Genomic DNA, 22,798 nt, shown 5'->3' on the forward strand with positions numbered 1-22,798 from the left:
GCCGGGACCGGATCGTGCCGGATACGGCGGGCCACAGCATGAAAGTCGAACGCAAACTTCTCCGCAAAGGTTGCGGGGGCGCGTCGCGATGCCGTCTCAGCTTTCCTTGGGATCGAGAAAGCGGCCGAGAGTCACGGCGTCCTGCGCGGCCAGGCCCAGACGCTCGTAGAAGGCCAGCGCCTTGGCATTGCCGGTGCGCACCATCAACTGGATCTTGGGGCATCCGCGGGCGCGCAGCCATGCCTCCGCAGCCGCCATCAGCGTGCGGCCGAGGCCCTGGCGCCGGCGATCCGGCGCGACGGCGAGGTAATAGACCCAGCCCCGGTGTCCGTCATAGCCGACCATCACGCTGCCGATCAGAGCCGTGCCGTCGCGTGCGACCAGCACCGCCGAGTCGGCGGCATCCAGCGAGCGCGCGAAGTCGGCGGCCGGATCATTCCACGGCCGCGTCAGCCCGGCCGCCTGCCACAAGGCGATGACCTCGGCGGCGTCGGCGGGCCCGGCCTCCTCCACCGTCACGGGCAGCGGACCCGCGTCGTGGTGACGCCATCGACGGTGACGGCGAGCCGCTCCCCCCGCGGGTTCGCCAGGCGATAGCGCCGGCCGGCGGTGATGCCGTTCACCTCGGACGAGGTATCCACGTCGACCGCGCCACCGGCAGCGGTGGTCACCGCGTCGATGCGCGCGCCGGCGATGCGGTCGGCCGTCACTTCCAGCGGGCGGGAGCAGGCGCCGTCCTCACCCCAGCGGCCCAGCATCGTCGGCGGCATGCTGGTCGCCGTGGGCAGCGGCTGCCGCGACTGGGGCTCTCGCCGGGGCGCCTCGTCCGAGCAACCACCCAGCGCCACCAGCAGCAGACCCGCACCGCGAATCCACCCGTTCCACCCGTTCATGACTTCCCCCTAAGTCCCTGCAGGCCGGTGACATAGCCAAGCGGCCCCGCCGCCGCCAGAGCAGGACGGATCGTATCGCGGTGCGGCTCGTTCCCTGCCGCGGACGGCCGCAGCCGCGCGCCGCGCAACAAGCGAGAATCGATGAAGGCTCAGCTGAAGCCGCTCTCCGAGCAGGTGATCGTCATCACCGGCGCAAGCTCCGGGATCGGCCTGGAGACCGCGCAGCGCGCCGCCGCTGCAGGCGCACGCGTGGTGCTGATCGCCCGAGACGGCGCGACACTGGCGCGGGCGTGCGATGGGATCCGCGCGGCCGGGGGGACTGCCGTCCCATTCGTGGCGGACGTGAGCCGGGAGGAGGAGGTCGAGCGCGCCGCCGCCTTTGCGATCGAACGGTTCGGCGGGTTCGACACCTGGGTCAACAATGCCGGCACCGGCGTCTACGCGCCCCTGCTCGATACGCCGACGGCCGATCACCGGCAGGTGTTCGAAACCAATTATTGGGGGGTGGTGTACGGGTCGCTGGCGGCGCTGCGCCACCTGAGGGACAAGCCGGGCGGGGGCGCGCTGATCAACATGGGGTCCGTCAATTCCGACATGCCGGCGCCCGTGATCTCTTCCTACACAGCGTCCAAACATGCGGTGAAGGGCTTCACCGACTCGCTGCGGCTGGAGATGATCGCCGCCAAGGCGCCGGTGTCGATCACCCTGATCAAGCCGAGCCCGATCGCCACCCCCTTCCCCCAGCACGGCCGCAACCTGACCGGGTACAAGGCGCGGCTGCCACGGCCGCTCTACGCGCCGGCGCTGGTGGCAAAGGCCATCCTGGATGCCGCGCAGCACCCACGCCGATCAGTAACCGTGGGCGGCGTGGGCAAGATCCAGGTGCTGGGGGCGGCGCTAATGCCGCTGCTGTTCGACCGGATCGCGAGCAACATGGGCCCCCTGCTCGCCGACCCCGCGCGGCCGGTACCGGAGATTGCAGGCAACCTCTACGCACCCGACGGCAAGGATGGCCGGATCGAGGGAGAGCAGAAAGGCCGGTCACTCAGCGCCTTTACGGCCGCCCGCACCCATCCGGGCGCGGCGCTGGGCATCGGTGCGGTGCTGGGCGCCGCGGCGGGGTTCCTCGCAATGCGGAGCCGCCGCGGCGCCTGAGGCGAGAGTCCCGCCTTATTCCCACTCGATCGTGCCGGGCGGCTTGCTCGTATAGTCGTAGGTGACGCGGTTGATGCCGCGCACTTCGTTGATGATCCGCGTCGTCACGCGCGACAGGAAGCCGCCCGGGAACTCGAACGCCTGGGCGGTCATGCCGTCGGTGGAGGTGACCGCACGCAGCGCCAGCACGCTGTCATAGGTGCGGCCGTCGCCCATGACGCCCACCGAGCGGACAGGGAGCAGCACCGCGAACGCCTGCCAGATCGCGTCGTAGAGGCCGGCGTTGCGGATCTCCTCGAGGTAGATGGCATCGGCCTTGCGCAGGATGTCGCAGCGCTCCTTGGTGACCTCGCCCGGGATGCGGATCGCAAGGCCGGGCCCCGGGAACGGGTGGCGGCCGACGAAGGCGTCGGGGAGCCCCAGTTCGCGGCCGAGCTCGCGGACTTCGTCCTTGAACAGCTCGCGCAGCGGCTCGACGAGCTTCATGTTCATGCGCTCGGGCAGGCCGCCGACATTATGGTGGCTCTTGATCGTGACCGAAGGACCGCCGGTAAAGCTGACGCTCTCGATCACGTCGGGATAGAGCGTGCCCTGGGCCAGGAACTCGGCACCGCCGATCTTGCGGGCTTCGTCCTCGAACACGTCGATGAAGGTCTTGCCGATGAACTTGCGCTTGGCCTCCGGGTCGGTGACGCCGGCGAGGCCGTTCAGGAACAGGGTCTCCACGTTCACATGGACGAGCGGGATGTTGTAGTGGTTGCGGAACAGCGAGACGACCTGCTCGGCCTCCCCGGTGCGCATCAGGCCGTGGTCGACGAACACGCAGGTGAGCTGCTCGCCGATCGCCTCGTGGATCAGCACTGCGGCCACTGCCGAATCGACGCCGCCCGACAGGCCGCAGATCACCCGGCCCTTGCCGACCTGGGCACGGATGTCGGCGATCTTGGCTTCGCGGAATTCCGCCATCGTCCAGTCGCCGGTGAGGCCGCAGACGTGCCGGGCGAAGTTGCCGATCAGCCGGCCGCCATCGGGGGTGTGCACGACTTCGGGGTGGAACTGGGTGCCGTAGTAGCGGCGGCTGTCGTCGGCGATCACCGCAAAGGGCGCGCCGGGGCTGGTCGCAACCACGCGGAAGCCGGGGGCGAGCTCGGTGACCTTGTCGCCGTGGCTCATCCAGACCTGGTGGCGATCGCCCTCTTCCCACAGCGCGTCGAACAGCCCGCAGCGGTCCTCGACGCCGATATAGGCTTCGCCGAACTCGCCGCTCATGCCCTTTTCGACCGTGCCGCCCAGCTGCTGGGTCATGACCTGCTGGCCGTAGCAGATGCCGAGCACCGGCACGCCCGAGTCGAAGATGACCTGGGGTGCGCGGGGACTCCCCTCCTCCGGGACCGACGCAGGGCCGCCCGACAGGATGACGCCACGCGGGCGCATCCGCTCAAAGGCTTCGGCGGCCGACTGGAAGGGCGCGATCTCGCTGTAGACGCCGGCCTCGCGGACGCGGCGGGCAATCAGCTGCGTGACCTGGCTGCCGAAGTCGACGATCAGGATGGAGTCTGTGGGATGTACGGTCATGGCAGCGCGCGATAGCAGAGGTTCCGCGCGCTGCCAGCCCCCCGATGCGTGTGCACCGGGGGACCGCCGCGGTTATTGAACCGGCTTCACGTCCATGCCGGTCCAGCGGGCGGCGAATGCCCAGAGGTCGGCATATTCCTCGATCACCTTCTCGGTCGGCTTGCCCGAGCCGTGGCCGGCGCGAGTCTCGATGCGGACGAGGTGCGGCTTGTCGCCGATCTTCGCCGCCTGGAGCGCCGCGGTGTATTTGAAGGTGTGGCCCGGGACCACGCGATCGTCGGTGTCGGCGGTGGTGGCGAGGATCGCGGGGTAATCCTTGCCCTTGCGGATGTTGTGATACGGCGAATAGGCGCGCAGCACCTTGAAGTCCGCTTCCTTGGACGGATCGCCATAGTCGTCGACCCAATAGCGGCCGGCGGTGAAGCGATCGAAACGCAGCATGTCCATGACGCCCACCGCCGGCAGCGCGGCAGCGAACAGGTCCGGACGCTGGTTGACGACGGCGCCGACCAGCAGCCCGCCGTTGGAGCCGCCCTGGATGACCAGCTGCTTCTTGGTGGTGTCGCCGTTGGCGATCAGATCCTCGGCCGCAGCGATGAAGTCGTCGAAGACGTTCTGCTTGTTGGCGAGGCGACCGCCGTCGTGCCACGCCTTGCCATACTCACCGCCGCCACGGATGTTGGCGACCGCGAGCACCCCGCCCTGCTCCAGCCACGCCAGGCGGTTGGAGGAGAAGGACGGCAGCACCGACGAGTTGAACCCGCCATAGGCGTAGAGCAGCGTCGGCGCGGGACCGGTCGTGCCCTTCTTGCGGACCAGGAACATCGGCACGCGCGTGCCGTCCTTGGACCCGTAGAAACGCTGGGCGACCTCATACTCGGCGGGGTTGAAGGCGACCTTGGGCGTCTGCCACGGCGTCGCCTGACCCGTGCGGACGTCGTAGCGATAGATCGTCGTCGGGGTGGCGAAGCTGGTGAAGGCGAAGAACGTCTCCGGATCGTCCTGATCACCGCGGAAGCCGCTGGCCGTGCCGATGCCGGGCAACGCCACCTCGCCGTCGCGGGCGCCGTTCAGGGTGTAACGGCGCACTTCGGTCTTCGCGTCGACGAGATAGCGGGCGATCAGCTTGCCGCCGGTGATCTGCGCACCCTGAAGCGTGGCGGAATCCTGCGGCACGACTTCGCGCACGCGGCCGGTCGAGGCGGCAGCGTCGACCACGACGATGCGGCCACGCGGCGCGTCGGAGTCGGTCACGAAGTAGAAGTCGGTCCCGACATTTCCTGCCAGATCCCAGCTGTGCTCGAGCCCGCGCACCAGCGTGCGGGGGCGCATGCTGCTGTCCGTGAGGTCGACCAGCGTGATCTCGTAGCGGTTATCGGTGCCCTCGGACGAGGTGATGACCAGCCACTTGCCGTCGTCGGTGACCTGGGCGACGTGGCTCAGCTTCGGCCGATCCGGCGTCGCATAGACCTTGATGTCGGCCGACTGGGGCGTGCCGATCTTGTGGAAATACAGGGCGTGGTTGAGGTTGAGCGCCTGGAAGGCCGCACCTTCTTCGGGCTCCGGAAAGCGCGAGTAGAAGAAGCCCGAGCCATTGTGCGCCCAGGAGATGGCGGTGAACTTCGCCCACTTCACCTCGTCGGCGAGCGGCTTGCCCGTGGCGACGTCGAGCACCTTGAGCGTGCGCCAGTCGGTGCCGCCGTCCTGGATGCCATAGGCGATGTAGCGGCCGTTCTCCGACGGCACCCATTCCGCCAGGGCGGTGGCGCCGTCCGCTGACCAGCCATTGGGGTCGATCAGCACCCGGCCTTCGCCGCCGAGCGAATCGCGGACGTAGAGCACTGACTGGTTCTGCACGCCGCTGTTGCGTTCGTAGAAATAGCGGCCGCCCTTCTTCACCGGCAGGCCGAAGCGCTCGTAATCGATGAGCGTGCGCAGCCGGTCCTTGAAGATCCCGCGGCCCGGCAGCGTCGCGAGATAGGCATCGGTGACGCGGTTCTGCGCCGCCACCCAGTCGGCGACCTCGCGGTCGCTGCGCACGTCGTTTTCGAGCCAGCGATAGGGATCCTGGATCTTCTCGCCGAACATCTGGTCGACCTGATCGACCCGGCGAGTTTCAGGATAGGACATCGTTACCTCGGCTTTGTGGGACGGCGACTGGGAGAGGCCGGGCATGCCTGCACGGAAGCCCGGGTCGGACTTTCCGCAGCCGGCAAGCGCCAGCGATACCAAAGTCATTGCAGTCGCGCAGACGCGTCGTGACACCAGGGAGATCTCCGGAAAAAAAGAAAGGGCCGGTGCCAAATTGGCCCCGGCCCCCCGTGTTTGCAACCGCTTAGAAGCGGTAGCGACGTCGCTGCTTATGCGGCTTCGTCGAAGTCCTCGTCGGTCATCACCGGACCCGAGTCCTGGCCCTTGGCCGAGACGTCGCGGTCGACGAATTCGATGATCGCCATCGGCGAGGCGTCCGACGCGCGGATGCCGGCCTTGATGATGCGGGTGTAGCCGCCGTTGCGATCGGCATAGCGCGCTGCCAGCACGTCGAACAGCTTCACCAGCTGTGCGTCGTCGAGGAGACGCGAGTGGGCCAGACGACGGTTGGACAGGCCACCCTTCTTCGCCAGCGTCACCAGCTTCTCGACGTAGGGACGCAGTTCCTTCGCCTTGGCGACGGTGGTGGTGATCTGCTCGTGCTTGATCAGCGCTGCCGACATGTTGCGGAACAGGGCCAGACGATGGGCCGAGGTACGCTGAAGCTTACGACCGCCTACGCGATGACGCATGATATTTTCCTTCGTTCGTTAAGGGGCCGTGTCACGGAAACCCCAGACCAGGCAGTGCTCGCGGCCACCGCCCAAGAACCGGAAGGTCGGATTGGGCGAACACCCTCTCCATAAGGCCGACGCGGCAAAGCCGCGTCGTCGGTCGGCACCTTCGGGCCGCCGGCCGGACCTCGCGATCAACCCGGGATTGGCATCGCCAATCCCGGGCGCGAGGCTCAGCCCATGATTTCCTGCTCGAGCTTCTTGGCCATTTCCTCGATGTTCTCGGGCGGCCAGCCCGGGATTTCCATGCCGAGGCGCAGGCCCATGGACGAGAGCACTTCCTTGATCTCGTTCAGGGACTTGCGGCCGAAGTTCGGGGTACGCAGCATCTCTGCCTCGGTCTTCTGAACCAGATCGCCGATGTAGATGATGTTGTCGTTCTTCAGGCAGTTCGCCGAACGCACCGACAGCTCCAGCTCGTCGACCTTCTTGAGAAGGAAGCGGTTGATCTGTGCGGTATCGCCTGCCGCCTCGGCAACCTGTGCCGGAGCCGCAGCGCCCGACGGCGCCTGGCGAGTGATTGAAGAATCGTCGAAGTGCACAAACAGCGACAGCTGGTCCTGAAGGATGCGGGCCGCATAGGCGATCGCGTCCTCGGGGGTCACCGTACCGTCGGTCTCGACGGTCAGCGTCAGCTTGTCATAGTCGAGCTCCTGCCCGACGCGGGTGTTCTCGACCTTGTACGACACCTGCCGAACCGGAGAGAACAGCGCGTCGACCGGGATCAGGCCGATCGGCGCATCCGCCGGACGGTTGCTCGCAGCCGGGACATAGCCCTTCCCGCTCTCGGCGGTCAGTTCCATGTTGAGGGTCGCGCCCTCGTCCAGGTGGCAGAGCACCAGCTCGGGGTTCATCACTTCGATGTCGCCGGAAACCGCGATATCGCCAGCCTTGACTTCGGCAGGGCCGGTCATCGACAGCTGGAGGCGCTTGGAACCCTCGCCCTGCATGCGCAGCGCGATCTGCTTCACGTTGAGGACGATGTCGGTCACGTCCTCGCGCACGCCCGCCAGGCTCGAGAATTCGTGCAGCACGTTCTCGATCTTGATGGAGGTGACCGCAGCGCCCTGCAGGGAGGACAGCAGCACCCGGCGCAGCGAGTTGCCGAGCGTCAGGCCGAAGCCACGCTCCAGCGGCTCGGCAACGAACGTCGCCTTGCGCTTGGAATCGCCACCGGCCTTTTTGTCGAGGCCGCCGGGCTTCTTGAGTTCCTGCCAGTTTTTAGCGTTGACAGACACGGGCTTCCCCTAGTTGTGGGCGCAGGCGAGGGCTGCCCGCACCGAATGACGATCCGGCCGCGCAGCCATCGATGGGCGCCGCGGCCGGACTGGGATCGATCAAACGCGGCGACGCTTGGAGGGGCGAACGCCGTTGTGCGGGATCGAGGTCACGTCGCGGATGGACGTGATCTGAAAGCCAACCGCCTGCAGCGCGCGCAGCGCCGACTCACGGCCCGAACCCGGGCCCTTCACTTCGACTTCCAGGGTACGCACGCCGTGGTCGGCAGCCTTGCGGCCCGCGTCCTCGGCAGCGACCTGGGCCGCATACGGAGTCGACTTACGCGACCCCTTGAAGCCCATCATGCCGGCCGAAGACCAGCTGATCGCGTTGCCCTGCGCGTCGGTGATGGTGATCATGGTGTTGTTGAAGCTGGCGTTCACGTGCGCGACGCCTGCAGTGATGTTCTTGCGTTCGCGCCGCCGAAGGCGCTGTGCTGCCTGTGCCATGGATATTCCTGACCTGAAGTGCGTGATCCGAAGGGCGGGAGGCGATCAGCCCCGCACCACCCCCCGGCGAGAGAAGAAAGCGCGGCGCGCTTACTTCTTCTTGCCTGCGATCGGCTTGGCCTTGCCCTTGCGGGTGCGCGCATTGGTGTGCGTGCGCTGGCCGCGGACCGGCAGGCCCTTGCGGTGACGCAGGCCGCGGTAGCAAGCCAGGTCCATCAGGCGCTTGATGTTCATCGCGGTTTCGCGACGAAGGTCACCTTCCACGGTGTGGCTGGCGTCGATGGTCTCGCGGATCTGCAGAACTTCCTGATCGCTCAGGTCCTGCACGCGACGCTCGGCAGCGATGCCCAGCGTGTCGGTGATCTGCTTGGCCTTCGTCGGGCCGATGCCGTGGATGTACTGAAGCGCAATGACGACGCGCTTGTTGGTCGGGATGTTAACACCCGCGATACGTGCCATGAAATTTATTCTCCCAGCTCCACGGGGCACTGCATGGCTAGCCAAGCACCCCATCTCGTAGCGTTGACCCGAAACGCACGATTGCGGCGGACACGCGTGCGCGCCGCCGGGACCGGTGTGTCGGGGTAAAGCGCAGGTAAGCGCAGCCGGGAAAGCTGTCAACCGCCCTGCGGAACCAAATTTGGGGTGAAGCGTGCCCACTGCAGCGCAGGGGCCCGCCCCCTGCGGCAGCGCAGCGGCATGGTGCAGGCGCGACTCGCGGGAGAGGTCACGCCGCCCCGGCCCCGGGCGAAGCTGGGACCGGGAGGTGTCGGACGCCGGGCGCGGAGCCCAGGGTCAGCGATCTAGGATCGCTGCGATCTCTGCGGCGACGGTGTCCATGTCGGCCATGCCGTCGACTCGCTCGACCAAGCCGCGGGCTTCGTAGCCCGGCAGGATCGGCGCGGTCTTTGCGCGGTACTCAGCCATGCGCGTGCGCACGGTCTCTTCATTGTCGTCGGGGCGACGCTTGAACTCGGTCGAGCCGCAGACGTCGCAGGTGGCATCGACCTTGGGCAGCTTGAACCGGTCGTGATAGCCGGTGCCGCACACCGAACAGGTGAAGCGGCCGACGATGCGCTCGACCAGCGCATCCTCATCCACCACCAGCTCGATCACATAGGCCAGGCGGCGACCGCGATGTTCGAGCAGCAGGTCGAGCGCGTCCGCCTGGGCGGCCGTGCGCGGATAGCCGTCGAAGATCGCGCCCTGCCCTTCCTCGAGCTGGTCGAGGCGCTCGCCGATCAGGGCCGAGACGATGGCGTCGGAGACGAGCTCGCCCGCCTCCATCACGGCCTTCGCCTTCAGTCCGACGGGGGATCCCGCCTTTACGGCCGCGCGCAGCATGTCGCCGGTGGACAGCTGCACCATCCCGCGATCGTGCTCCAGACGGCTCGCCTGCGTACCTTTGCCGGCGCCCGGCGGTCCGAGCAGGATGATGTCCACGGTATAATCCCCCTTCACGTCGATCAGTGGCGCGCGCGGCCGCCCTTGAGCTTGGCCTTCTTGATCAGGTCGCCATACTGGTGCGCCAGCAGGTGCGACTGGATCTGCGTAACCGTGTCCATGGTTACGTTCACCACGATCAGAAGGCTAGTCCCACCAAGATAGAAGGGAATAGCGAGCGCCGAGACGAGGTACTCCGGCAGCAGGCACAGCACGACCAGATAGGCCGCGCCGACGACCGTGATGCGGGTGAGCACATAGTCGAAATAGGCTTCGGTGTTCTTGCCCGGACGGATGCCGGGGATGAAGCCGCCATAGCGCTTGAGGTTGTCCGCGGTCTCTTCCGGATTGAACACCACGGCGGTGTAGAAGAACGAGAAGAAGACGATGCCGGCGCCGTACAGCAGCATGTACACAAGGCTGCCATGCTGCAGATACTGGTTGAGGCTGATCACGAAATCGCCCCACCAGCTCTCGCCCTCGGCGGCCTGGCCGGCAAACTGGGTGATGGTGACCGGCATCAGCAGCAGCGACGAGGCGAAGATCGGCGGGATGACGCCCGCGGTGTTGATCTTGAGCGGAAGGTGGCTGCGGTCGGCCTGAACCCCGCGCGCGGTCTGGCGCTTGGGATACTGGATCAGGATGCGACGCTGGGCGCGCTCCATGAAGCAGATGAACAGCACCAGGCCGATGACGGCGACGGTGATGCCGACGAGCTTGAGCGGATCGAGCGTGCCCGAGCGGCTGCCCTCGAACAGCTGCACAAGCGTGGTCGGCAGGTGGGCGACGATGCCCGCCATGATGATCAGCGAGATGCCGTTGCCGATGCCGCGGCTGGTGATCTGCTCACCCAGCCACATCAGGAACATGGTGCCGCCGATGAGCGAGATGACGGCCGCGATGCGGAAGGTCATGCCCGGCTCGATCACGGCCTGCGCCCCGGCCGAGGCGCCGAACGCCTCAAGCCCGACGGCGATGAAATAGCCCTGGATCGCAGTCAGCGCGACCGTGCCGTAGCGGGTGTACTGGTTGAGCTTCTTGCGGCCCGACTCGCCTTCCTTCTTGATCGCGGCGAGCTGCGGCGACAGCGAGCTGGCGAGCTGCACGACGATCGAGGCGGTGATGTACGGCATGACGCCCAGCGCCACGACCGACATGCGCGTGAGCGCACCGCCCGAGAAGGTGTTGAAGAAGTCGAGCACGCCGCCCTGCGTCTGGTTGGCGAGCAGGCCAAGCTGCGTCGGGTCGATTCCCGGCAGCGGCACATAGCTGAGCATCCGGAAGACGATCAGCGCGCCAAGCGTGAACCACAGGCGCTTCTTGAGCTCGGTCGCCTGGCCGAACTTGGCCAGGTTCAGGTTGGTTGCAAGGCCGTCGGATGCCGCTGCCATGAATGTGTCCCGATGATGCTGGCGGGCGCTGATGCCCCACCCCCGGCGCCCATATAGGGCTTGCGTCCGGGATGTCTAACGGGTCGGCGGCGAAACCCGCGACCCCTTCATGCAATCGGGCCCGCCCACCCCTGCCTGCCGCACCGAAAGGCGCGAAGCAGGGCGGAAGCGGACGGGCCCGACGCGAACGACGTTCAGGCGGCGCCGATTAGGCGCGCGCTGCCTTCTTGGCCGCCAGGGTCTGGCCCTTCTTGGCCTTTGCCTTCTCGGCTGCCGGCACGACCTCTATCACGTTAACGGTGCCGCCAGCCTTCTCGACTGCTTCGCGCGCCGTCTTGGACGCACCAGCAACGGTGAAGGTCAGCTTCGCGGTCAGCTCGCCCTTGGCGAGGAGGCGGACGCCGTCCTTGCCGCCGCGTGCCAGGCCAGCGGCCTTGAGCGCTGCGTGGTCGATGTCGGTCGCGGTCAGCGTGCCTGCATCAACAGCCTTCTGGATCGCGCCGAGGTTCACCTCAGCATAGTCCTTGGCGAAGATGTTGTTGAAGCCACGCTTCGGCAGACGCATGTGGAGCGGCATCTGACCGCCCTCGAAGCCCTTGATCGAGACGCCTTCGCGGCTCTTCTGGCCCTTCTGACCACGACCTGCGGTCTTGCCCTTGCCGGAACCGATGCCGCGGCCGACCCGCATCTTGCGGTGACGGGCGCCCTGGTTGTCGCTGAGTTCGTTGAGCTTCATGAGTTGCACTCGCTTTCGCTTTTTACGCGCTGATGAAATGAGGAAGGGGGCCGCTTAGCCCCCTTCCCCCTATTTGTCACTGGTGGAGTGAGGGCTCAGCCCTCGACCGACACCATGTGCTGCACCTTGCGGATCATGCCGCGCACCTCGGGGGTGTCGGTCAGCTCGACCGTCTTGTGCATCTTGTTGAGGCCCAGGCCGATGAGCGTCGCGCGCTGGTCCTTGGTGCGCCGGATCGGCGAACCGGTCTGCGTGATCTTCACGGTAGCCATGGGTTACTCCACCACCGCCGCGGCGTCAGCCTCGGCCGTCTGCGATCCACCACGGCCCAGAAGGTCGACGACCTTCTTGCCACGGCGCTGCGCCACCGACTTCGGGCTGGTCTGTTCGCCCAGAGCCTCAAAGGTCGCGCGGATCATGTTGTACGGGTTCGACGTGCCGACCGACTTGGTCACGACGTCGGCCACGCCCAGGCTCTCGAAGATGGCGCGCATCGGGCCACCTGCGATGATGCCGGTACCGGCCGGAGCCGAACGCACCGTGACGCGACCGGCACCGAAGTGACCGTTGCCGTCATGGTGCAGCGTGCGGCCGTCCTTGAGCGGAACGCGCATCATTGCCTTCTTCGCAGCGGCGGTCGCCTTGGAAATGGCTTCCGGCACTTCGCGTGCCTTGCCATGACCGAAGCCGACGCGACCCTTGCCATCGCCAACAACGACGAGTGCTGCGAAGCCGAAGCGCTTGCCGCCCTTCACCGTCTTGGAGACGCGGTTGATGTGGACGAGCTTTTCGATCAGCTCCTCACCACCATCCTCGGCGCCACGACGATCGTCGCGACGACCGCGGTTGCCATCACGGCCACCGCGACCACGCTCGCCGCCACGGCCACGGCCGCCACGCGGACCACGGCCCTGCGGGGCACCTGCCTCTGCACCCGTCGCCTCGACGGCAGGGGTTTCGGCCTGGTTGTTCTCGTCGGCCATCTTAGAACTCCAATCCGCTCTCACGCGCGGCTTCCGCCAGCGCCTTGACGCGTCCGTGGAACAGGAACCCGCCACGATCGAACACCACCTGCGTCACGCCGGCAGCCTTCGCGGCCTCCGCGACGCGCTGGCCCACCGCCTTGGCGGCATCGACGTTCGCGCCGCTCTGGCCACGCACGTCCTTTTCCAGCGTCGAAGCCGAAGCGACCGTCCGGCCCTCGGCATCGTCGATGACCTGGGCATAGATGTGCTTGCCCGAACGGTGGATCGACAGGCGCGGACGACCGCCCGAGCGCGCACGAAGCGCGGTACGGTTGCGGCGGCGACGCTTCGCGAACAGCGACATACCCTTGGTAGACATCACTTCTTCTTCCCTTCCTTGCGGAAGATGAACTCGCCGTCGTACTTGATGCCCTTGCCCTTATAGGGCTCCGGCTTCCGCCAACGGCGGATCTCAGCTGCGACCTGGCCGACCTTCTGCTTGTCGATGCCAGAGATCTCGACGGTGGTCTGATCCGGCGTCTTGATCTCGATCCCTTCCGGGATGTCGAAGTTCACGTCGTGCGAATAGCCGAGCTGGAGCTTGAGCACCTTGCCCTGCGACGCTGCACGATAGCCGACGCCGGTGATGAGCAGCTTCTTGGAGAAGCCCTCGGTCACGCCGGTCACCAGGTTCTGGACCAGGGTGCGCTGCATGCCCCAGAAGGCACGGGCGCGCTTGGTGTCGTTGGCCGGCTGCACCGAAATGCCGCCATCCGTGACTTCGTACGCGATGTCGTCCGCGAGCGGCATGGTCAGGGTGCCCTTGGGACCCTTCACGCTCAGCTCACGGCCGGCGATGTTGGCGGTCACGCCGGCCGGAACCGGAACCGCCTTTTTGCCGATGCGGCTCATCAGAACACCTCCGCCAGCACTTCGCCGCCGACGTTCTGCTCACGCGCTTCCGCGTCGGACAGAACACCCTTGGGCGTCGAAACGATCGTGATGCCAAGGCCATTGCGGACCCGCGGCAGCTCCTGGCTGCCCGAGTAGACGCGACGGCCCGGCTTCGAGACGCGCGCGACGTGCTTGATCGCCGGCTGGCCCTCGAAATACTTCAGCTCGATGCGGACGCCGGCCGCGGGGCCCATCTGCTCTTCGCTGTAGCCACGGATATAACCCTCGCGCTGAAGCACGTCGAGGACACGGGTCCGCAGCTTGGACGCCGGCGAGAGGACAGAGTCCTTACGCGCGCGCTGGCCGTTGCGGATGCGGGTGAGCATATCACCCAGGGGATCGGTCAATGCCATCGTAAGGGTCCTTACCAGCTCGACTTGACGACGCCGGGGATCATGCCGCGGTTGGCAAGATCACGAAGCATCACGCGGGCAAGACGGAACTTGCGGTAATAAGCGCGCGGGCGGCCGGTGATCTCGCAACGGTTGCGAACCCGGGTCGGGTTGGCGTTGCGGGGGATTTCGGCCATCTTCAAGCGTGCGATCAGGCGCTCGGTCTCGTCCAGCGACGTGTCCGCTGCCTGCGCCTTGAGCTTCGCATACTTGCCGGCGTACTTCTTCACCAGCAGCTTGCGACGCTCGTTCTTGTTGATCGAACTCAGTTTCGCCATGGACTTAAGCTCTTCCTAGTCGTTGCCCCGGCGGCGTGCCGGGGGCCTTGTTGCGGCAGCGCCCCGGCCGCGAGGCCAGGGCGATACCATCAATTGCTCAGGCCGCCTTCTGCTGCTCGCCGTCCTGCACCTGCGGGAACGGGAAGCCGAACAGACGCAGAAGCTCGCGAGCCTCGTCGTCGGTCTTTGCAGTGGTGGTCACGATCACGTCCATGCCGCGCACCTTGTCGACGCGGTCATAGCTGATTTCGGGGAACACGATCTGCTCCTTGATGCCGCAGGCATAGTTGCCGCGACCGTCGAAGCTCTTCGGGTTCAGCCCACGGAAGTCGCGGACGCGCGGAAGTGCGATCGTGATGAAGCGGTCGAGGAACTCGTACATCCGCTCACGGCGCAGCGTGACCTTGCAGCCGATCGCCATGCCTTCACGCAGCTTGAACTGCGCGATCGACTTTTTCGCCTTGGTGACGACAGGCTTCTGGCCGGCGATCAGCTCCATTTCGGAAGCCGCCTGCTCGACCTTCTTCTTGTCCTGCGTCGCTTCGCCCACGCCCATGTTGAGCACGATCTTTTCGATCCGCGGGACTTCCATCGCGTTCTTGTAGCCGAACTTCTCCGTCATCGCCTTGACGATGCGGTCGTCGTAGATCGACTTCATCCGCGGCGTGTAGTTGTCAGCCATTGATGACATCCCCCGTCTTCACGGCCACGCGGACCTTCTTGCCGTCACGCTCTTCGAAGCGGACGCGGGTCGGCTTGCCGTCCACGACGTGCGCGACCTTCGAGATGTGCAGCGGCGCTTCCGAACGCTCGAGGCCACCCTGCGGGTTGACCTGGGTCGGCTTGCGATGGCGCACGGCGATGTTCACGCCCGAAACGACAACCTTGCTGTCCTTGGGCATCGCGCGGACGACTTCACCGGTCTTGCCCTTGTCCTTGCCGGACAGAACGATGACCTGGTCGCCCTTCTTGATCTTGGCGGCAGCCATTACAGCACCTCCGGCGCGAGCGAGATGATCTTCATGAAGCCGCGCGAGCGCAGCTCGCGAACCACCGGGCCAAAGATACGGGTGCCGATCGGCTCCTCGTTCTTGTTGACCAGGACCGCGGCGTTGCCGTCGAAACGGATCACCGAACCGTCGGTGCGACGGATGTCCTTGGCGGTCCGAACGATGACGGCGCGATGCACGTCACCCTTCTTCACGCGGCCGCGGGGTGCGGCCTCCTTGATGGAGACGACGATGACGTCGCCCACACCTGCCGTGCGGCGCTTGGAGCCGCCCAGCACTTTGATGCACTGCACCCGCTTCGCGCCGCTGTTGTCTGCGACGTCGAGATTGGACTGCATCTGAATCATGATGCGCTTCCTTCTCTATGGGCCCGATTCCGACCGGCGCCCGCCTTCAAAAACGAACCCCCGGCGCGGACAGCCGCGCCAGGGGGAGCGGCCAACTAGCCGTCCCTGGGGAGGAACGCAAGCCCCTGCCCCAATTCCCGTTTCCCCGGCCGAACCGGCCGGGGGGTGGAGGCCGTTAGGCCTCCGCCGCAACCTCGGCCGGGGTCGCGTGCGTGTTCACACGATCCACGACCTTCCAGGTCTTGAGCTTGGAGATCGGCGCAGTCTCTTCGATGCGCACGGTCTCGCCCTCGCGGTACTCGTTGCCCTCGTCATGGGCATGGTACTTCTTCGAACGGCGGATGATCTTGCCGTAGAGCGCGTGCTTGACCTTGCGCTCCACCTTAACCACCACCGTCTTGTCGGTCTTGTCCGAGACGATCGTCCCGGTCAGCACGCGCTTCGGCATGTCTGTCGTCCTTACTTTGCCGCCGAGCGCGTACGCTCGGTCTGCAGCGTCTTGATCCGCGCGATGTCGCGACGGACTTCCTTGACGCGGCTCGGCTTTTCCATCTGGCTCGTTGCCGCCTGGAAGCGGAGGTTGAACGCCTCACGCTTCAGGTTGCCCAGTGCGTCGACCAGTTCGTCGTCGCTCTTGGCGCGAAGATCGGTTGCCTTGGTCATCTCAATCAACCCTCCAGGTGCGACGTGTCGCCGAGACGCGCCACGACCTTGACTGCGATCGGCAGCTTCATGGCTGCACGCTCGAATGCCTCGGCCGCGAGCGGACCGGGAACGCCGTCCAGCTCGAACAGGATCCGGCCCGGCTTGACGCGGGCGACCCAGAACTCCGGCGAACCCTTGCCCGAGCCCATGCGGACTTCGGCAGGCTTCGACGAAACCGGAACGTCCGGGAACACGCGGATCCAGAGACGGCCCTGGCGCTTGATGTGACGCGTGATCGCGCGGCGAGCCGCCTCGATCTGGCGTGCGGTGATCCGCTCCGGCTCCATCGCCTTCAGCCCGTAGGAGCCGAAGTTGAGCGCCGTGCCACCCTTGGCGTCGCCATGGATGCGGCCCTTGAAGGCCTTGCGGAACTTGGTGCGCTTTGGTTGCAGCATTTTCCTAGTCCTTAGCGGCGGTGGTCATCGCGCGCCGGGCGCACGCCGGAGGTCTGGGCCTCCATCATCAGCCGGTCCTGCGCCATGGGATCATGACCCAGGATCTCGCCCTTGAAGATCCACACCTTGACGCCGCAGACGCCATAGGCGGTGTGCGCCTCGGCCTCTGCATAGTCGACGTTCGCACGCAGCGTGTGCAGCGGAACCCGACCCTCGCGGTACCATTCGGTACGTGCGATTTCGGCGCCGCCGAGACGGCCTGCGCAGGTGATCCGGATGCCTTCGGCGCCCAGACGGAGAGCCGACTGCACCGCACGCTTCATGGCGCGACGGAACGCGATACGACGCTCGAGCTGATCCGCGACACCCTGTGCCACCAGCTTGGAGTCGATCTCGGGCTTGCGGATCTCGACGATGTTCAGCGACACGTCGGACGAGGTCATCGCGGACAGCTTCTTGCGAAGCTTCTCGATGTCGGCGCCCTTCTTGCCGATGATCACGCCCGGACGGGCCGCATAGATCGACACGCGGCACAGCTTGGCCGGACGCTCGATCACCACCTTCGAGATGGCTGCCTGCGGCAGCGTCTCGACGATGTACTTGCGGATCTTGAGATCCTCCAGCAGCAGACGACCATAGTCATGGCCTTCCGCGAACCAGCGGCTGTCCCAGGTGCGGTTGATCTGCAGACGCAGACCGATGGGGTTGCTCTTCTGACCCATTACGCTTCCTCCACCTCGGCTACGACGATGCGCACGCGGCTGAACGGCTTCAGGATGCGCGTCGACTTACCACGGCCGCGGGTAGCGAACCGCTTCATGGTGATCGACTTGCCGACCGAAGCTTCCTTCACGACGAGAGCGTCGACGTCGAGGTTGTGGTTGTTCTCCGCATTCGCGATCGCCGAAGCGAGGCACTTGCGGACGTCGACCGCCATCGCCTTCTTGGAGAAGGCGAGGATGTTCATCGCTTCACCGGCAGTGCGGTTGCGGATGAGACCAGCGACGAGGTTCAGCTTCTGGGCCGAACCGCGCACCTGGGTGGCGACGGCCAGAGCTTCCTTGTCGCCCACGCGGCGGGGGGCTGCCTGCTTGCTCATCAGCGCTTACCCTTCTTGTCGGCGGCGTGGCCGGGGAAGAAGCGGGTGGGAGCGAACTCGCCGAGCTTCATGCCCACCATTTCCTCGTTGACCGACACCGGCACAAACTTGCGACCGTTGTACACGTTGAACGTCAGGCCGACGAACTGCGGCAGGATCGTCGAGCGACGCGACCAAGTCTTGATCGGACCAGAGCGCGAACCGGCTTCCTGTGCGGCCTCCGCCTTCTTCAGCAGGCTCAGTTCGACGAACGGGCCCTTCCAAACAGAACGAGCCATTCTATCAGCCCTTCTTCTTCGCGTGACGCGACCGGATGATCATCTTGTCGGTCGACTTATTGTGACGAGTGCGCGCACCCTTCGTCGGCTTGCCCCACGGGGTGACCGGATGACGGCCGCCCGAGGTCCGGCCTTCACCACCGCCATGCGGGTGGTCGACCGGGTTCTTCGCAACACCGCGGGTCAGCGGGCGCTTGCCCATCCAGCGGGTACGACCAGCCTTGCCGAGGTTCTGGTTCTGGTTGTCCGGGTTCGAAACCGCACCGACCGTCGCCATGCACTCTGCACGGATGTAGCGCTGCTCGCCCGAGTTCAGGCGGACGATGACCATGCCCTTGTCGCGGCCCACGACCTGCACATAGGTGCCGGCCGAACGTGCGATCTGACCGCCCTTGCCGGGCTTCATCTCGACGTTGTGGACGATGGTGCCGACGGGCACCTGGCCCAGCTCCATCGCGTTGCCCGGCTTCACGTCGGTCTTGCGAGCGGCGATCACCTTGTCGCCAACGCCGAGGCGCTGCGGTGCGACGATGTAGGCCAGGCTCGGCTTGCCGTCGATCTCGCCATAGTTGACGAGCGCGATGAACGCCGTGCGGTTGGGATCATATTCGATCCGCTCCACGGTGCCCTCGACGTCCCACAGGCGGCGCTTGAAATCGACGATGCGATAGCGCTGCTTGTGACCGCCGGCGATGCCGCGCGAGGTGACGTGACCCTTGTTGTTACGGCCGCCGGTCTTGGTCTTGCCCTCGGTGAGCGCCTTTACCGGGCGCCCCTTGAACAGACCCGAACGGTCGACGAGGACGAGTCCACGACGCGCCGGCGAGGTCGGGTTGTAATGCTTGAGTGCCATTATGCCATGGTCCCCTGCGTTACGTCGATCGACTGGCCTTCGGCCAGGGTGACGATCGCCTTCTTGATGTCGGTGCGCTTGTAGGGCTCGCCCTTCCAACGCTTCGTCTTGCCCTTGACGACGATCGTGTTCACGCCGGTGACCTTTACGTCGAACAGCGCTTCAACGGCCGCCTTGATCTCGGGCTTGGTGGCGTCCTTGGCCACCTTGAACACAACCGCGTTCTGCTCCGACACCAGGGTCGACTTCTCGGTGATGTGGGGCGCGAGCACCACGTCGTAGTGACGGATGTCCACCGCCTTGGTCGGCTGCTTAGCCATGGAAGCGCGCCTCCAGCTTCTCGACAGCGGCGCGGGTGAGCACCAGCGTGTCATGCTTCAGGATGTCGTAGACGTTGGCGCCACCGGCCGGCAGCACGTTCACTGCACGCAGGTTGCGAGCAGCAAGCGCGAAGCTCGTCTCGACGGCGTCGCCGTCGATCACCAGCGCGGTCTTGCCGAAGCCGAGCTTCGACAGGGTGCCGGTCAGTGCCTTGGTCTTGCCGTCCTCAACCGTGAGGCCGTCCACGACGATCAGCGAACCCGCCTTGGCATGGCTCGACAGCGCCATGCGGAGGCCGAGCGCGCGGATCTTCTTGTTCAGCGACGGATTGAAGTCGCGAACACGAGCACCGTGTGCCTTACCGCCGCCGACGAAGATCGGAGCGCGACGATCGCCGTGACGAGCGACGCCGCCGCCCTTCTGGCGACCGAGCTTCTTGCCGGTGCGTGCAACATCGGCACGCTCACGGGTGCCGCGAGCAGTGCCGCGACGCTTTTCCAGCTGCCACGTCACGACGCGGTGCAGGATGTCGGCACGCGGCTCGACGCCGAACACCTCGTCCTTCAGCTCGATGTCGCCGCTCTCGGCGGCGTCGAGGGTCTGTACCTTGACCTTCACGTTCAGCCCTCCTGGCCTTCGGTCGCCTCGGGAGCCGCCTGTGCGGGCGCCTCGGCCGGGGTTTCGTTGCTGTTGGCGACGGCCTTCAGGCCGGCGGGATACGGGGCCTCGGCATGGCGCGCGACCTTCACCGCGTCCTTGACGATCAGCCAGCTGCCCTTGTGCCCGGGAACCGAACCCTTGACGAAGATCAGCCCGCGCTCAGCGTCCGTCGAGACGATCTCGAGGTTCTGCTGGGTGCGATTGCGGTCACCCATGTGGCCGGCCATCTTCTTGTTCTTGAAGACGCGACCCGGATCCTGACGCTGACCGGTCGAACCGAGCGAACGGTGCGACACGGAGACGCCGTGCGTCGCGCGCAGACCGCCGAAGTTCCAGCGCTTCATGCCGCCGGCGAAACCCTTACCCTGGGTCTTGCCCGACACGTCGACCAGCTGGCCAGCGACGAAATGGTCGGCAGAGATCGTAGCGCCGACATCCAGCAGCGCGTCGTCGGCGACGCGGAACTCGCAGAGCTCCAACTTCGGCTCGACTTCGGCCTTGCCGAAATGGCCGCGCTGCGGCTTGGCGACGTTCTTCGCCTTGGCAGCGCCGGCACCGATCTGCACCGCGACATAACCGTCACGATCCATCTCACGGCGGGCGACGACCTGCACGTCTTCCAGTGCCAGAACCGTAACGGGCACGTGGCGCCCGTCGTCCTGGAACAACCGGGTCATTCCCATCTTCTTAGCGATCACGCCAGTGCGCATGACCTACTCCTCCAACAGAGGCTCGCCATCCCGGCGAGCTTGCCAACGAAAAAGGCCCCGGCCGCTTTCACGCTCCGGAGCCCCAGCCCTCACGACAAACGCCCCCGCCAGGGCCGGTCATCGAGGGAAACGACGGTCGAACCGTCCGCTTTTCCTCGATAGCGGGGACGCGGACAACGGCATTGATCAGAAGATCGCCTGCCGTTCGGTATCCCGTAGGCGCTTTCCCAGCCTCTACCGCGACTTAGCCGCGGGAAGCGAAAGCGCGACGCCCGGTGGAATCACCAAGCGTCGCGGTGCCGGCGCATTACGCCAGCTTGATCTCGACGTCAACGCCAGCGGCGAGGTCGAGCTTCATCAGCGCGTCCACGGTCTGGGGGGTCGGCTGCACGATGTCGAGGAGACGCTTGTAGGTGCGGGTCTCGAACTGCTCACGCGACTTCTTGTCGATGTGCGGACCGCGGTTCACGGTGAACTTGTCGATGTGCGTGGGCAGCGGAATCGGACCGCGGATCAGGGCACCCGTACGACGCGCAGTGTCGGCGATGTCGCCGGCTGCCTGGTCGAGCACACGATGGTCGAACGCCTTCAGGCGAATGCGGATGTTGTTGTCCATATCCCTACCGATGCGAAATGGTGACGGCCCCGGCCGTCACCCCAGCCAAAGCTGAGGGCTCGTGCCGCAGGCTCATGCGCCGGCGGGTTGAGATCCCGGTCGAAACCGGGATGGCGGAGAAAGAGCCGAAACTCAAAAAAACTGGAAGGCCGCCCTTACAGAGGCCTCTATAAAAAGGCAACCGCCCGACACCCCTTTTTGGGGTGCCGAGCGGCTGTTTATCGCTGGAAGGCGATTTACTTGTTGATTTCGCTGACCACGCCCGCGCCGACGGTACGACCGCCCTCACGGATGGTGAAGCGCTGACCAACGTCCATCGCGATCGGTGCGATGAGCTTGACGCCCAGTGCAACTTCGTCGCCCGGCATGACCATCTCGGTGCCTTCCGGCAGCTCGATCGTGCCGGTCACGTCCGTGGTGCGGAAGTAGAACTGCGGGCGGTAGTTGGCGAAGAACGGCGTGTGACGGCCACCCTCGTCCTTCGACAGCACGTACACCGACGACTGGAAGTCGGTGTGCGGCTTGATCGAACCCGGCTTGGCCAGAACCTGACCACGCTCAACTTCTTCACGGCCCACGCCGCGGATCAGCGCGCCGATGTTGTCGCCAGCCTGGCCCTGGTCGAGCAGCTTGCGGAACATTTCAACGCCCGTGACGACGGTCTTGCGGACCGACTCCTGGATGCCGACGATCTCGACTTCTTCGCCAACCTTGACGACGCCGGTCTCGACGCGGCCGGTGACGACGGTGCCGCGACCCGAGATCGAGAACACGTCTTCGATCGGCATCATGAACGGCTTGTCGAGCGGACGCTCCGGCTGCGGGATCGACTCGTCGACTGCTGCCATGAGGGCCAGGATCGCGTCCTTGCCGAGCTTGTCGTCCGAGCCCGAGAGAGCTGCGGTCGCCGAGCCACGGATGATCGGAATGTTGTCGCCGTCGAACTCACGCTTGGAGAGCTCTTCACGGATTTCCATTTCGACCAGCTCAAGGATTTCCTCGTCGTCGACGAGGTCGACCTTGTTGAGGAAGACCACCATGGTCGGCACGCCAACCTGGCGAGCGAGCAGGATGTGCTCCTTGGTCTGCGGCATCGGGCCGTCGGTCGCGGCAACCACCAGGATGGCGCCGTCCATCTGCGCCGCACCGGTGATCATGTTCTTCACATAGTCAGCGTGGCCCGGGCAATCGACGTGCGCGTAGTGGCGCTTGTCGGTCTCGTACTCGACGTGTGCGGTCGAGATCGTGATGCCGCGCTCGCGCTCTTCCGGAGCCTTGTCGATGTTGGCGAAGTCGACCGCAGCGTTACCCGCAACGTTCTCAGCCAGGATCTTCGTGATCGCAGCGGTCAGCGACGTCTTGCCGTGGTCGACGTGGCCGATGGTACCGATGTTGAGGTGCGGCTTGTTCCGCTCGAATTTCGCTTTTGCCATTTTCCTACCTTCTGATTCGAATCCGCTGCCGCATCAG

Annotated in this window: 33 protein-coding genes; 1 reads left to right on the forward strand and 32 read right to left on the reverse strand. The window is 65.8% G+C overall.

Annotated elements, in window-relative coordinates:
* Positions 1-96: 96 nt before the first annotated feature.
* Positions 97-519, reverse strand: coding sequence for a GNAT family acetyltransferase (locus QP045_RS09415; protein WP_422514728.1), 423 nt, complete (start codon positions 517-519; stop codon positions 97-99).
* On the reverse strand, positions 516-893 hold the full coding sequence (locus tag QP045_RS09420) for a hypothetical protein (RefSeq protein WP_422514729.1): 378 nt from the start codon (positions 891-893) through the stop codon (positions 516-518). Before QP045_RS09420 ends, QP045_RS09415 begins: the two co-directional genes overlap by 4 nt.
* Before the next feature lie 141 nt (positions 894-1,034).
* Between QP045_RS09420 and QP045_RS09425 the strand changes: the two genes are divergently transcribed.
* Entirely contained in the window at positions 1,035-2,048 is a 1,014-nt protein-coding gene (locus QP045_RS09425) for an SDR family oxidoreductase (protein ID WP_422514730.1), read from the forward strand.
* A gap of 15 nt (positions 2,049-2,063) precedes the next feature.
* On the opposite strand, the gene guaA is transcribed toward QP045_RS09425, so the two are convergent.
* The 30 genes from guaA to tuf all read right to left on the reverse strand — a co-directional run bounded on the left by guaA (position 2,064) and on the right by tuf (position 22,761).
* Entirely contained in the window at positions 2,064-3,623 is a 1,560-nt protein-coding gene (guaA, locus tag QP045_RS09430; RefSeq protein ID WP_422514731.1) for a glutamine-hydrolyzing GMP synthase, read from the reverse strand.
* 72 nt (positions 3,624-3,695) lie between these two features.
* Entirely contained in the window at positions 3,696-5,798 is a 2,103-nt protein-coding gene (locus tag QP045_RS09435; RefSeq protein ID WP_422514785.1) for a prolyl oligopeptidase family serine peptidase, read from the reverse strand.
* Positions 5,799-5,983: 185 nt separating this feature from the next.
* Positions 5,984-6,406, reverse strand: coding sequence for a 50S ribosomal protein L17 (rplQ, locus tag QP045_RS09440; protein ID WP_422514732.1), 423 nt, complete (start codon positions 6,404-6,406; stop codon positions 5,984-5,986).
* Positions 6,407-6,621: 215 nt separating this feature from the next.
* Positions 6,622-7,686: a DNA-directed RNA polymerase subunit alpha gene (locus QP045_RS09445; RefSeq protein WP_422514733.1), complete on the reverse strand. Its 1,065-nt coding sequence runs from the start codon at positions 7,684-7,686 to the stop codon at positions 6,622-6,624.
* A 99-nt stretch (positions 7,687-7,785) separates the two neighbouring features.
* Complete coding sequence (gene rpsK / locus QP045_RS09450) at positions 7,786-8,175, reverse strand: 30S ribosomal protein S11 (RefSeq protein ID WP_125961390.1); 390 nt, start codon at positions 8,173-8,175, stop codon at positions 7,786-7,788.
* Positions 8,176-8,265: 90 nt separating this feature from the next.
* Positions 8,266-8,634 (reverse strand): 30S ribosomal protein S13, encoded by a 369-nt coding sequence (gene rpsM / locus QP045_RS09455; RefSeq protein WP_422514734.1) that lies wholly within the window; start codon positions 8,632-8,634, stop codon positions 8,266-8,268.
* 336 nt (positions 8,635-8,970) lie between these two features.
* Positions 8,971-9,618: an adenylate kinase gene (locus tag QP045_RS09460; RefSeq protein WP_422514735.1), complete on the reverse strand. Its 648-nt coding sequence runs from the start codon at positions 9,616-9,618 to the stop codon at positions 8,971-8,973.
* A 23-nt stretch (positions 9,619-9,641) separates the two neighbouring features.
* Positions 9,642-11,009, reverse strand: a complete 1,368-nt coding sequence (gene secY / locus QP045_RS09465; protein WP_422514736.1) for a preprotein translocase subunit SecY — start codon at positions 11,007-11,009, stop codon at positions 9,642-9,644.
* 208 nt (positions 11,010-11,217) lie between these two features.
* Positions 11,218-11,745, reverse strand: coding sequence for a 50S ribosomal protein L15 (gene rplO, locus QP045_RS09470; RefSeq protein ID WP_422514737.1), 528 nt, complete (start codon positions 11,743-11,745; stop codon positions 11,218-11,220).
* Positions 11,746-11,840: 95 nt separating this feature from the next.
* Positions 11,841-12,017 (reverse strand): 50S ribosomal protein L30, encoded by a 177-nt coding sequence (rpmD, locus tag QP045_RS09475; protein WP_055790366.1) that lies wholly within the window; start codon positions 12,015-12,017, stop codon positions 11,841-11,843.
* Positions 12,018-12,020: 3 nt separating this feature from the next.
* The gene (rpsE, locus tag QP045_RS09480; RefSeq protein WP_422514738.1) at positions 12,021-12,728 is read right to left on the reverse strand and encodes a 30S ribosomal protein S5; all 708 of its coding nucleotides are present in this window, start codon (positions 12,726-12,728) and stop codon (positions 12,021-12,023) included.
* A gap of 1 nt (position 12,729) precedes the next feature.
* Positions 12,730-13,089, reverse strand: coding sequence for a 50S ribosomal protein L18 (gene rplR / locus QP045_RS09485; RefSeq protein WP_422514739.1), 360 nt, complete (start codon positions 13,087-13,089; stop codon positions 12,730-12,732).
* The gene (rplF, locus tag QP045_RS09490) at positions 13,089-13,622 is read right to left on the reverse strand and encodes a 50S ribosomal protein L6 (protein WP_422514740.1); all 534 of its coding nucleotides are present in this window, start codon (positions 13,620-13,622) and stop codon (positions 13,089-13,091) included. The genes rplR and rplF overlap by 1 nt, the downstream gene beginning before the upstream one ends.
* Positions 13,622-14,017, reverse strand: coding sequence for a 30S ribosomal protein S8 (gene rpsH, locus QP045_RS09495; RefSeq protein WP_422514741.1), 396 nt, complete (start codon positions 14,015-14,017; stop codon positions 13,622-13,624). Before rpsH ends, rplF begins: the two co-directional genes overlap by 1 nt.
* A gap of 11 nt (positions 14,018-14,028) precedes the next feature.
* Entirely contained in the window at positions 14,029-14,334 is a 306-nt protein-coding gene (gene rpsN, locus QP045_RS09500) for a 30S ribosomal protein S14 (RefSeq protein WP_422514742.1), read from the reverse strand.
* Positions 14,335-14,431: 97 nt separating this feature from the next.
* Positions 14,432-15,016: a 50S ribosomal protein L5 gene (gene rplE, locus QP045_RS09505; protein ID WP_422514743.1), complete on the reverse strand. Its 585-nt coding sequence runs from the start codon at positions 15,014-15,016 to the stop codon at positions 14,432-14,434.
* Complete coding sequence (gene rplX, locus QP045_RS09510) at positions 15,009-15,323, reverse strand: 50S ribosomal protein L24 (RefSeq protein WP_422514744.1); 315 nt, start codon at positions 15,321-15,323, stop codon at positions 15,009-15,011. Before rplX ends, rplE begins: the two co-directional genes overlap by 8 nt.
* Positions 15,323-15,691: a 50S ribosomal protein L14 gene (gene rplN, locus QP045_RS09515; RefSeq protein WP_125961403.1), complete on the reverse strand. Its 369-nt coding sequence runs from the start codon at positions 15,689-15,691 to the stop codon at positions 15,323-15,325. The genes rplX and rplN overlap by 1 nt, the downstream gene beginning before the upstream one ends.
* Positions 15,692-15,866: 175 nt before the next feature.
* The gene (rpsQ, locus tag QP045_RS09520; RefSeq protein WP_422514745.1) at positions 15,867-16,139 is read right to left on the reverse strand and encodes a 30S ribosomal protein S17; all 273 of its coding nucleotides are present in this window, start codon (positions 16,137-16,139) and stop codon (positions 15,867-15,869) included.
* A gap of 11 nt (positions 16,140-16,150) precedes the next feature.
* On the reverse strand, positions 16,151-16,354 hold the full coding sequence (rpmC, locus tag QP045_RS09525) for a 50S ribosomal protein L29 (RefSeq protein ID WP_422514746.1): 204 nt from the start codon (positions 16,352-16,354) through the stop codon (positions 16,151-16,153).
* 5 nt (positions 16,355-16,359) lie between these two features.
* Positions 16,360-16,791, reverse strand: a complete 432-nt coding sequence (rplP, locus tag QP045_RS09530; protein ID WP_125961406.1) for a 50S ribosomal protein L16 — start codon at positions 16,789-16,791, stop codon at positions 16,360-16,362.
* A gap of 11 nt (positions 16,792-16,802) precedes the next feature.
* On the reverse strand, positions 16,803-17,513 hold the full coding sequence (gene rpsC, locus QP045_RS09535; RefSeq protein WP_422514747.1) for a 30S ribosomal protein S3: 711 nt from the start codon (positions 17,511-17,513) through the stop codon (positions 16,803-16,805).
* Positions 17,513-17,890: a 50S ribosomal protein L22 gene (gene rplV / locus QP045_RS09540; protein ID WP_422514748.1), complete on the reverse strand. Its 378-nt coding sequence runs from the start codon at positions 17,888-17,890 to the stop codon at positions 17,513-17,515. The genes rpsC and rplV overlap by 1 nt, the downstream gene beginning before the upstream one ends.
* Positions 17,890-18,168, reverse strand: a complete 279-nt coding sequence (rpsS, locus tag QP045_RS09545) for a 30S ribosomal protein S19 (RefSeq protein ID WP_422514749.1) — start codon at positions 18,166-18,168, stop codon at positions 17,890-17,892. The genes rplV and rpsS overlap by 1 nt, the downstream gene beginning before the upstream one ends.
* A gap of 4 nt (positions 18,169-18,172) precedes the next feature.
* A complete protein-coding gene (rplB, locus tag QP045_RS09550) occupies positions 18,173-19,021 on the reverse strand; it encodes a 50S ribosomal protein L2 (protein ID WP_422514750.1) in 849 nt (282 codons plus the stop codon).
* On the reverse strand, positions 19,021-19,341 hold the full coding sequence (locus tag QP045_RS09555; RefSeq protein ID WP_422514751.1) for a 50S ribosomal protein L23: 321 nt from the start codon (positions 19,339-19,341) through the stop codon (positions 19,021-19,023). Before QP045_RS09555 ends, rplB begins: the two co-directional genes overlap by 1 nt.
* Positions 19,334-19,960 (reverse strand): 50S ribosomal protein L4, encoded by a 627-nt coding sequence (gene rplD, locus QP045_RS09560; RefSeq protein ID WP_422514752.1) that lies wholly within the window; start codon positions 19,958-19,960, stop codon positions 19,334-19,336. The genes QP045_RS09555 and rplD overlap by 8 nt, the downstream gene beginning before the upstream one ends.
* 2 nt (positions 19,961-19,962) lie before the next feature.
* Positions 19,963-20,712, reverse strand: coding sequence for a 50S ribosomal protein L3 (rplC, locus tag QP045_RS09565; RefSeq protein WP_422514753.1), 750 nt, complete (start codon positions 20,710-20,712; stop codon positions 19,963-19,965).
* A 307-nt stretch (positions 20,713-21,019) separates the two neighbouring features.
* The gene (gene rpsJ / locus QP045_RS09570; RefSeq protein WP_033921125.1) at positions 21,020-21,328 is read right to left on the reverse strand and encodes a 30S ribosomal protein S10; all 309 of its coding nucleotides are present in this window, start codon (positions 21,326-21,328) and stop codon (positions 21,020-21,022) included.
* A 236-nt stretch (positions 21,329-21,564) separates the two neighbouring features.
* Complete coding sequence (gene tuf / locus QP045_RS09575) at positions 21,565-22,761, reverse strand: elongation factor Tu (protein ID WP_422514754.1); 1,197 nt, start codon at positions 22,759-22,761, stop codon at positions 21,565-21,567.
* Positions 22,762-22,798 lie beyond the last annotated feature (37 nt).

The sequence above is a fragment of the Sphingomonas sp. 3-13AW genome (assembly GCF_049311085.1).
Lineage (GTDB): Bacteria > Pseudomonadota > Alphaproteobacteria > Sphingomonadales > Sphingomonadaceae > Sphingomonas.

What these genes read in the sequence shown, in the direction of transcription:
- rplX (WP_422514744.1), bottom strand. Translation starts at nt 15,323, where the DNA reads ATGGCTGCCGCCAAGATCAAGAAGGGCGACCAGGTCATCGTTCTGTCC.
- rpmD (WP_055790366.1), bottom strand. Translation starts at nt 12,017, where the DNA reads ATGGCTACCGTGAAGATCACGCAGACCGGTTCGCCGATCCGGCGCACC.
- rpsH (WP_422514741.1), bottom strand. Translation starts at nt 14,017, where the DNA reads ATGGCATTGACCGATCCCCTGGGTGATATGCTCACCCGCATCCGCAAC.
- QP045_RS09425 (WP_422514730.1), top strand. Translation starts at nt 1,035, where the DNA reads ATGAAGGCTCAGCTGAAGCCGCTCTCCGAGCAGGTGATCGTCATCACC.
- rpsM (WP_422514734.1), bottom strand. Translation starts at nt 8,634, where the DNA reads ATGGCACGTATCGCGGGTGTTAACATCCCGACCAACAAGCGCGTCGTC.
- rplN (WP_125961403.1), bottom strand. Translation starts at nt 15,691, where the DNA reads ATGATTCAGATGCAGTCCAATCTCGACGTCGCAGACAACAGCGGCGCG.
- rplE (WP_422514743.1), bottom strand. Translation starts at nt 15,016, where the DNA reads ATGGCTGACAACTACACGCCGCGGATGAAGTCGATCTACGACGACCGC.
- rpsE (WP_422514738.1), bottom strand. Translation starts at nt 12,728, where the DNA reads ATGGCCGACGAGAACAACCAGGCCGAAACCCCTGCCGTCGAGGCGACG.
- rpsS (WP_422514749.1), bottom strand. Translation starts at nt 18,168, where the DNA reads ATGGCTCGTTCTGTTTGGAAGGGCCCGTTCGTCGAACTGAGCCTGCTG.
- secY (WP_422514736.1), bottom strand. Translation starts at nt 11,009, where the DNA reads ATGGCAGCGGCATCCGACGGCCTTGCAACCAACCTGAACCTGGCCAAG.
- rplQ (WP_422514732.1), bottom strand. Translation starts at nt 6,406, where the DNA reads ATGCGTCATCGCGTAGGCGGTCGTAAGCTTCAGCGTACCTCGGCCCAT.
- guaA (WP_422514731.1), bottom strand. Translation starts at nt 3,623, where the DNA reads ATGACCGTACATCCCACAGACTCCATCCTGATCGTCGACTTCGGCAGC.
- QP045_RS09435 (WP_422514785.1), bottom strand. Translation starts at nt 5,798, where the DNA reads ATGCCCGGCCTCTCCCAGTCGCCGTCCCACAAAGCCGAGGTAACGATG.
- rplF (WP_422514740.1), bottom strand. Translation starts at nt 13,622, where the DNA reads ATGAGCCGCATCGGCAAAAAGGCGGTTCCGGTTCCGGCCGGCGTGACC.
- rplR (WP_422514739.1), bottom strand. Translation starts at nt 13,089, where the DNA reads ATGTCTACCAAGGGTATGTCGCTGTTCGCGAAGCGTCGCCGCCGCAAC.
- rplV (WP_422514748.1), bottom strand. Translation starts at nt 17,890, where the DNA reads ATGAGCAAGCAGGCAGCCCCCCGCCGCGTGGGCGACAAGGAAGCTCTG.
- QP045_RS09555 (WP_422514751.1), bottom strand. Translation starts at nt 19,341, where the DNA reads ATGGCTAAGCAGCCGACCAAGGCGGTGGACATCCGTCACTACGACGTG.
- rpsC (WP_422514747.1), bottom strand. Translation starts at nt 17,513, where the DNA reads ATGGGTCAGAAGAGCAACCCCATCGGTCTGCGTCTGCAGATCAACCGC.
- rpsK (WP_125961390.1), bottom strand. Translation starts at nt 8,175, where the DNA reads ATGGCACAGGCAGCACAGCGCCTTCGGCGGCGCGAACGCAAGAACATC.
- rplP (WP_125961406.1), bottom strand. Translation starts at nt 16,791, where the DNA reads ATGCTGCAACCAAAGCGCACCAAGTTCCGCAAGGCCTTCAAGGGCCGC.
- rpsQ (WP_422514745.1), bottom strand. Translation starts at nt 16,139, where the DNA reads ATGCCGAAGCGCGTGCTGACCGGGACGATCGTCTCGGACAAGACCGAC.
- tuf (WP_422514754.1), bottom strand. Translation starts at nt 22,761, where the DNA reads ATGGCAAAAGCGAAATTCGAGCGGAACAAGCCGCACCTCAACATCGGT.
- QP045_RS09420 (WP_422514729.1), bottom strand. Translation starts at nt 893, where the DNA reads ATGAACGGGTGGAACGGGTGGATTCGCGGTGCGGGTCTGCTGCTGGTG.
- rpsJ (WP_033921125.1), bottom strand. Translation starts at nt 21,328, where the DNA reads ATGGACAACAACATCCGCATTCGCCTGAAGGCGTTCGACCATCGTGTG.
- rplC (WP_422514753.1), bottom strand. Translation starts at nt 20,712, where the DNA reads ATGCGCACTGGCGTGATCGCTAAGAAGATGGGAATGACCCGGTTGTTC.
- rpsN (WP_422514742.1), bottom strand. Translation starts at nt 14,334, where the DNA reads ATGGCGAAACTGAGTTCGATCAACAAGAACGAGCGTCGCAAGCTGCTG.
- rplO (WP_422514737.1), bottom strand. Translation starts at nt 11,745, where the DNA reads ATGAAGCTCAACGAACTCAGCGACAACCAGGGCGCCCGTCACCGCAAG.
- rpmC (WP_422514746.1), bottom strand. Translation starts at nt 16,354, where the DNA reads ATGACCAAGGCAACCGATCTTCGCGCCAAGAGCGACGACGAACTGGTC.
- rplB (WP_422514750.1), bottom strand. Translation starts at nt 19,021, where the DNA reads ATGGCACTCAAGCATTACAACCCGACCTCGCCGGCGCGTCGTGGACTC.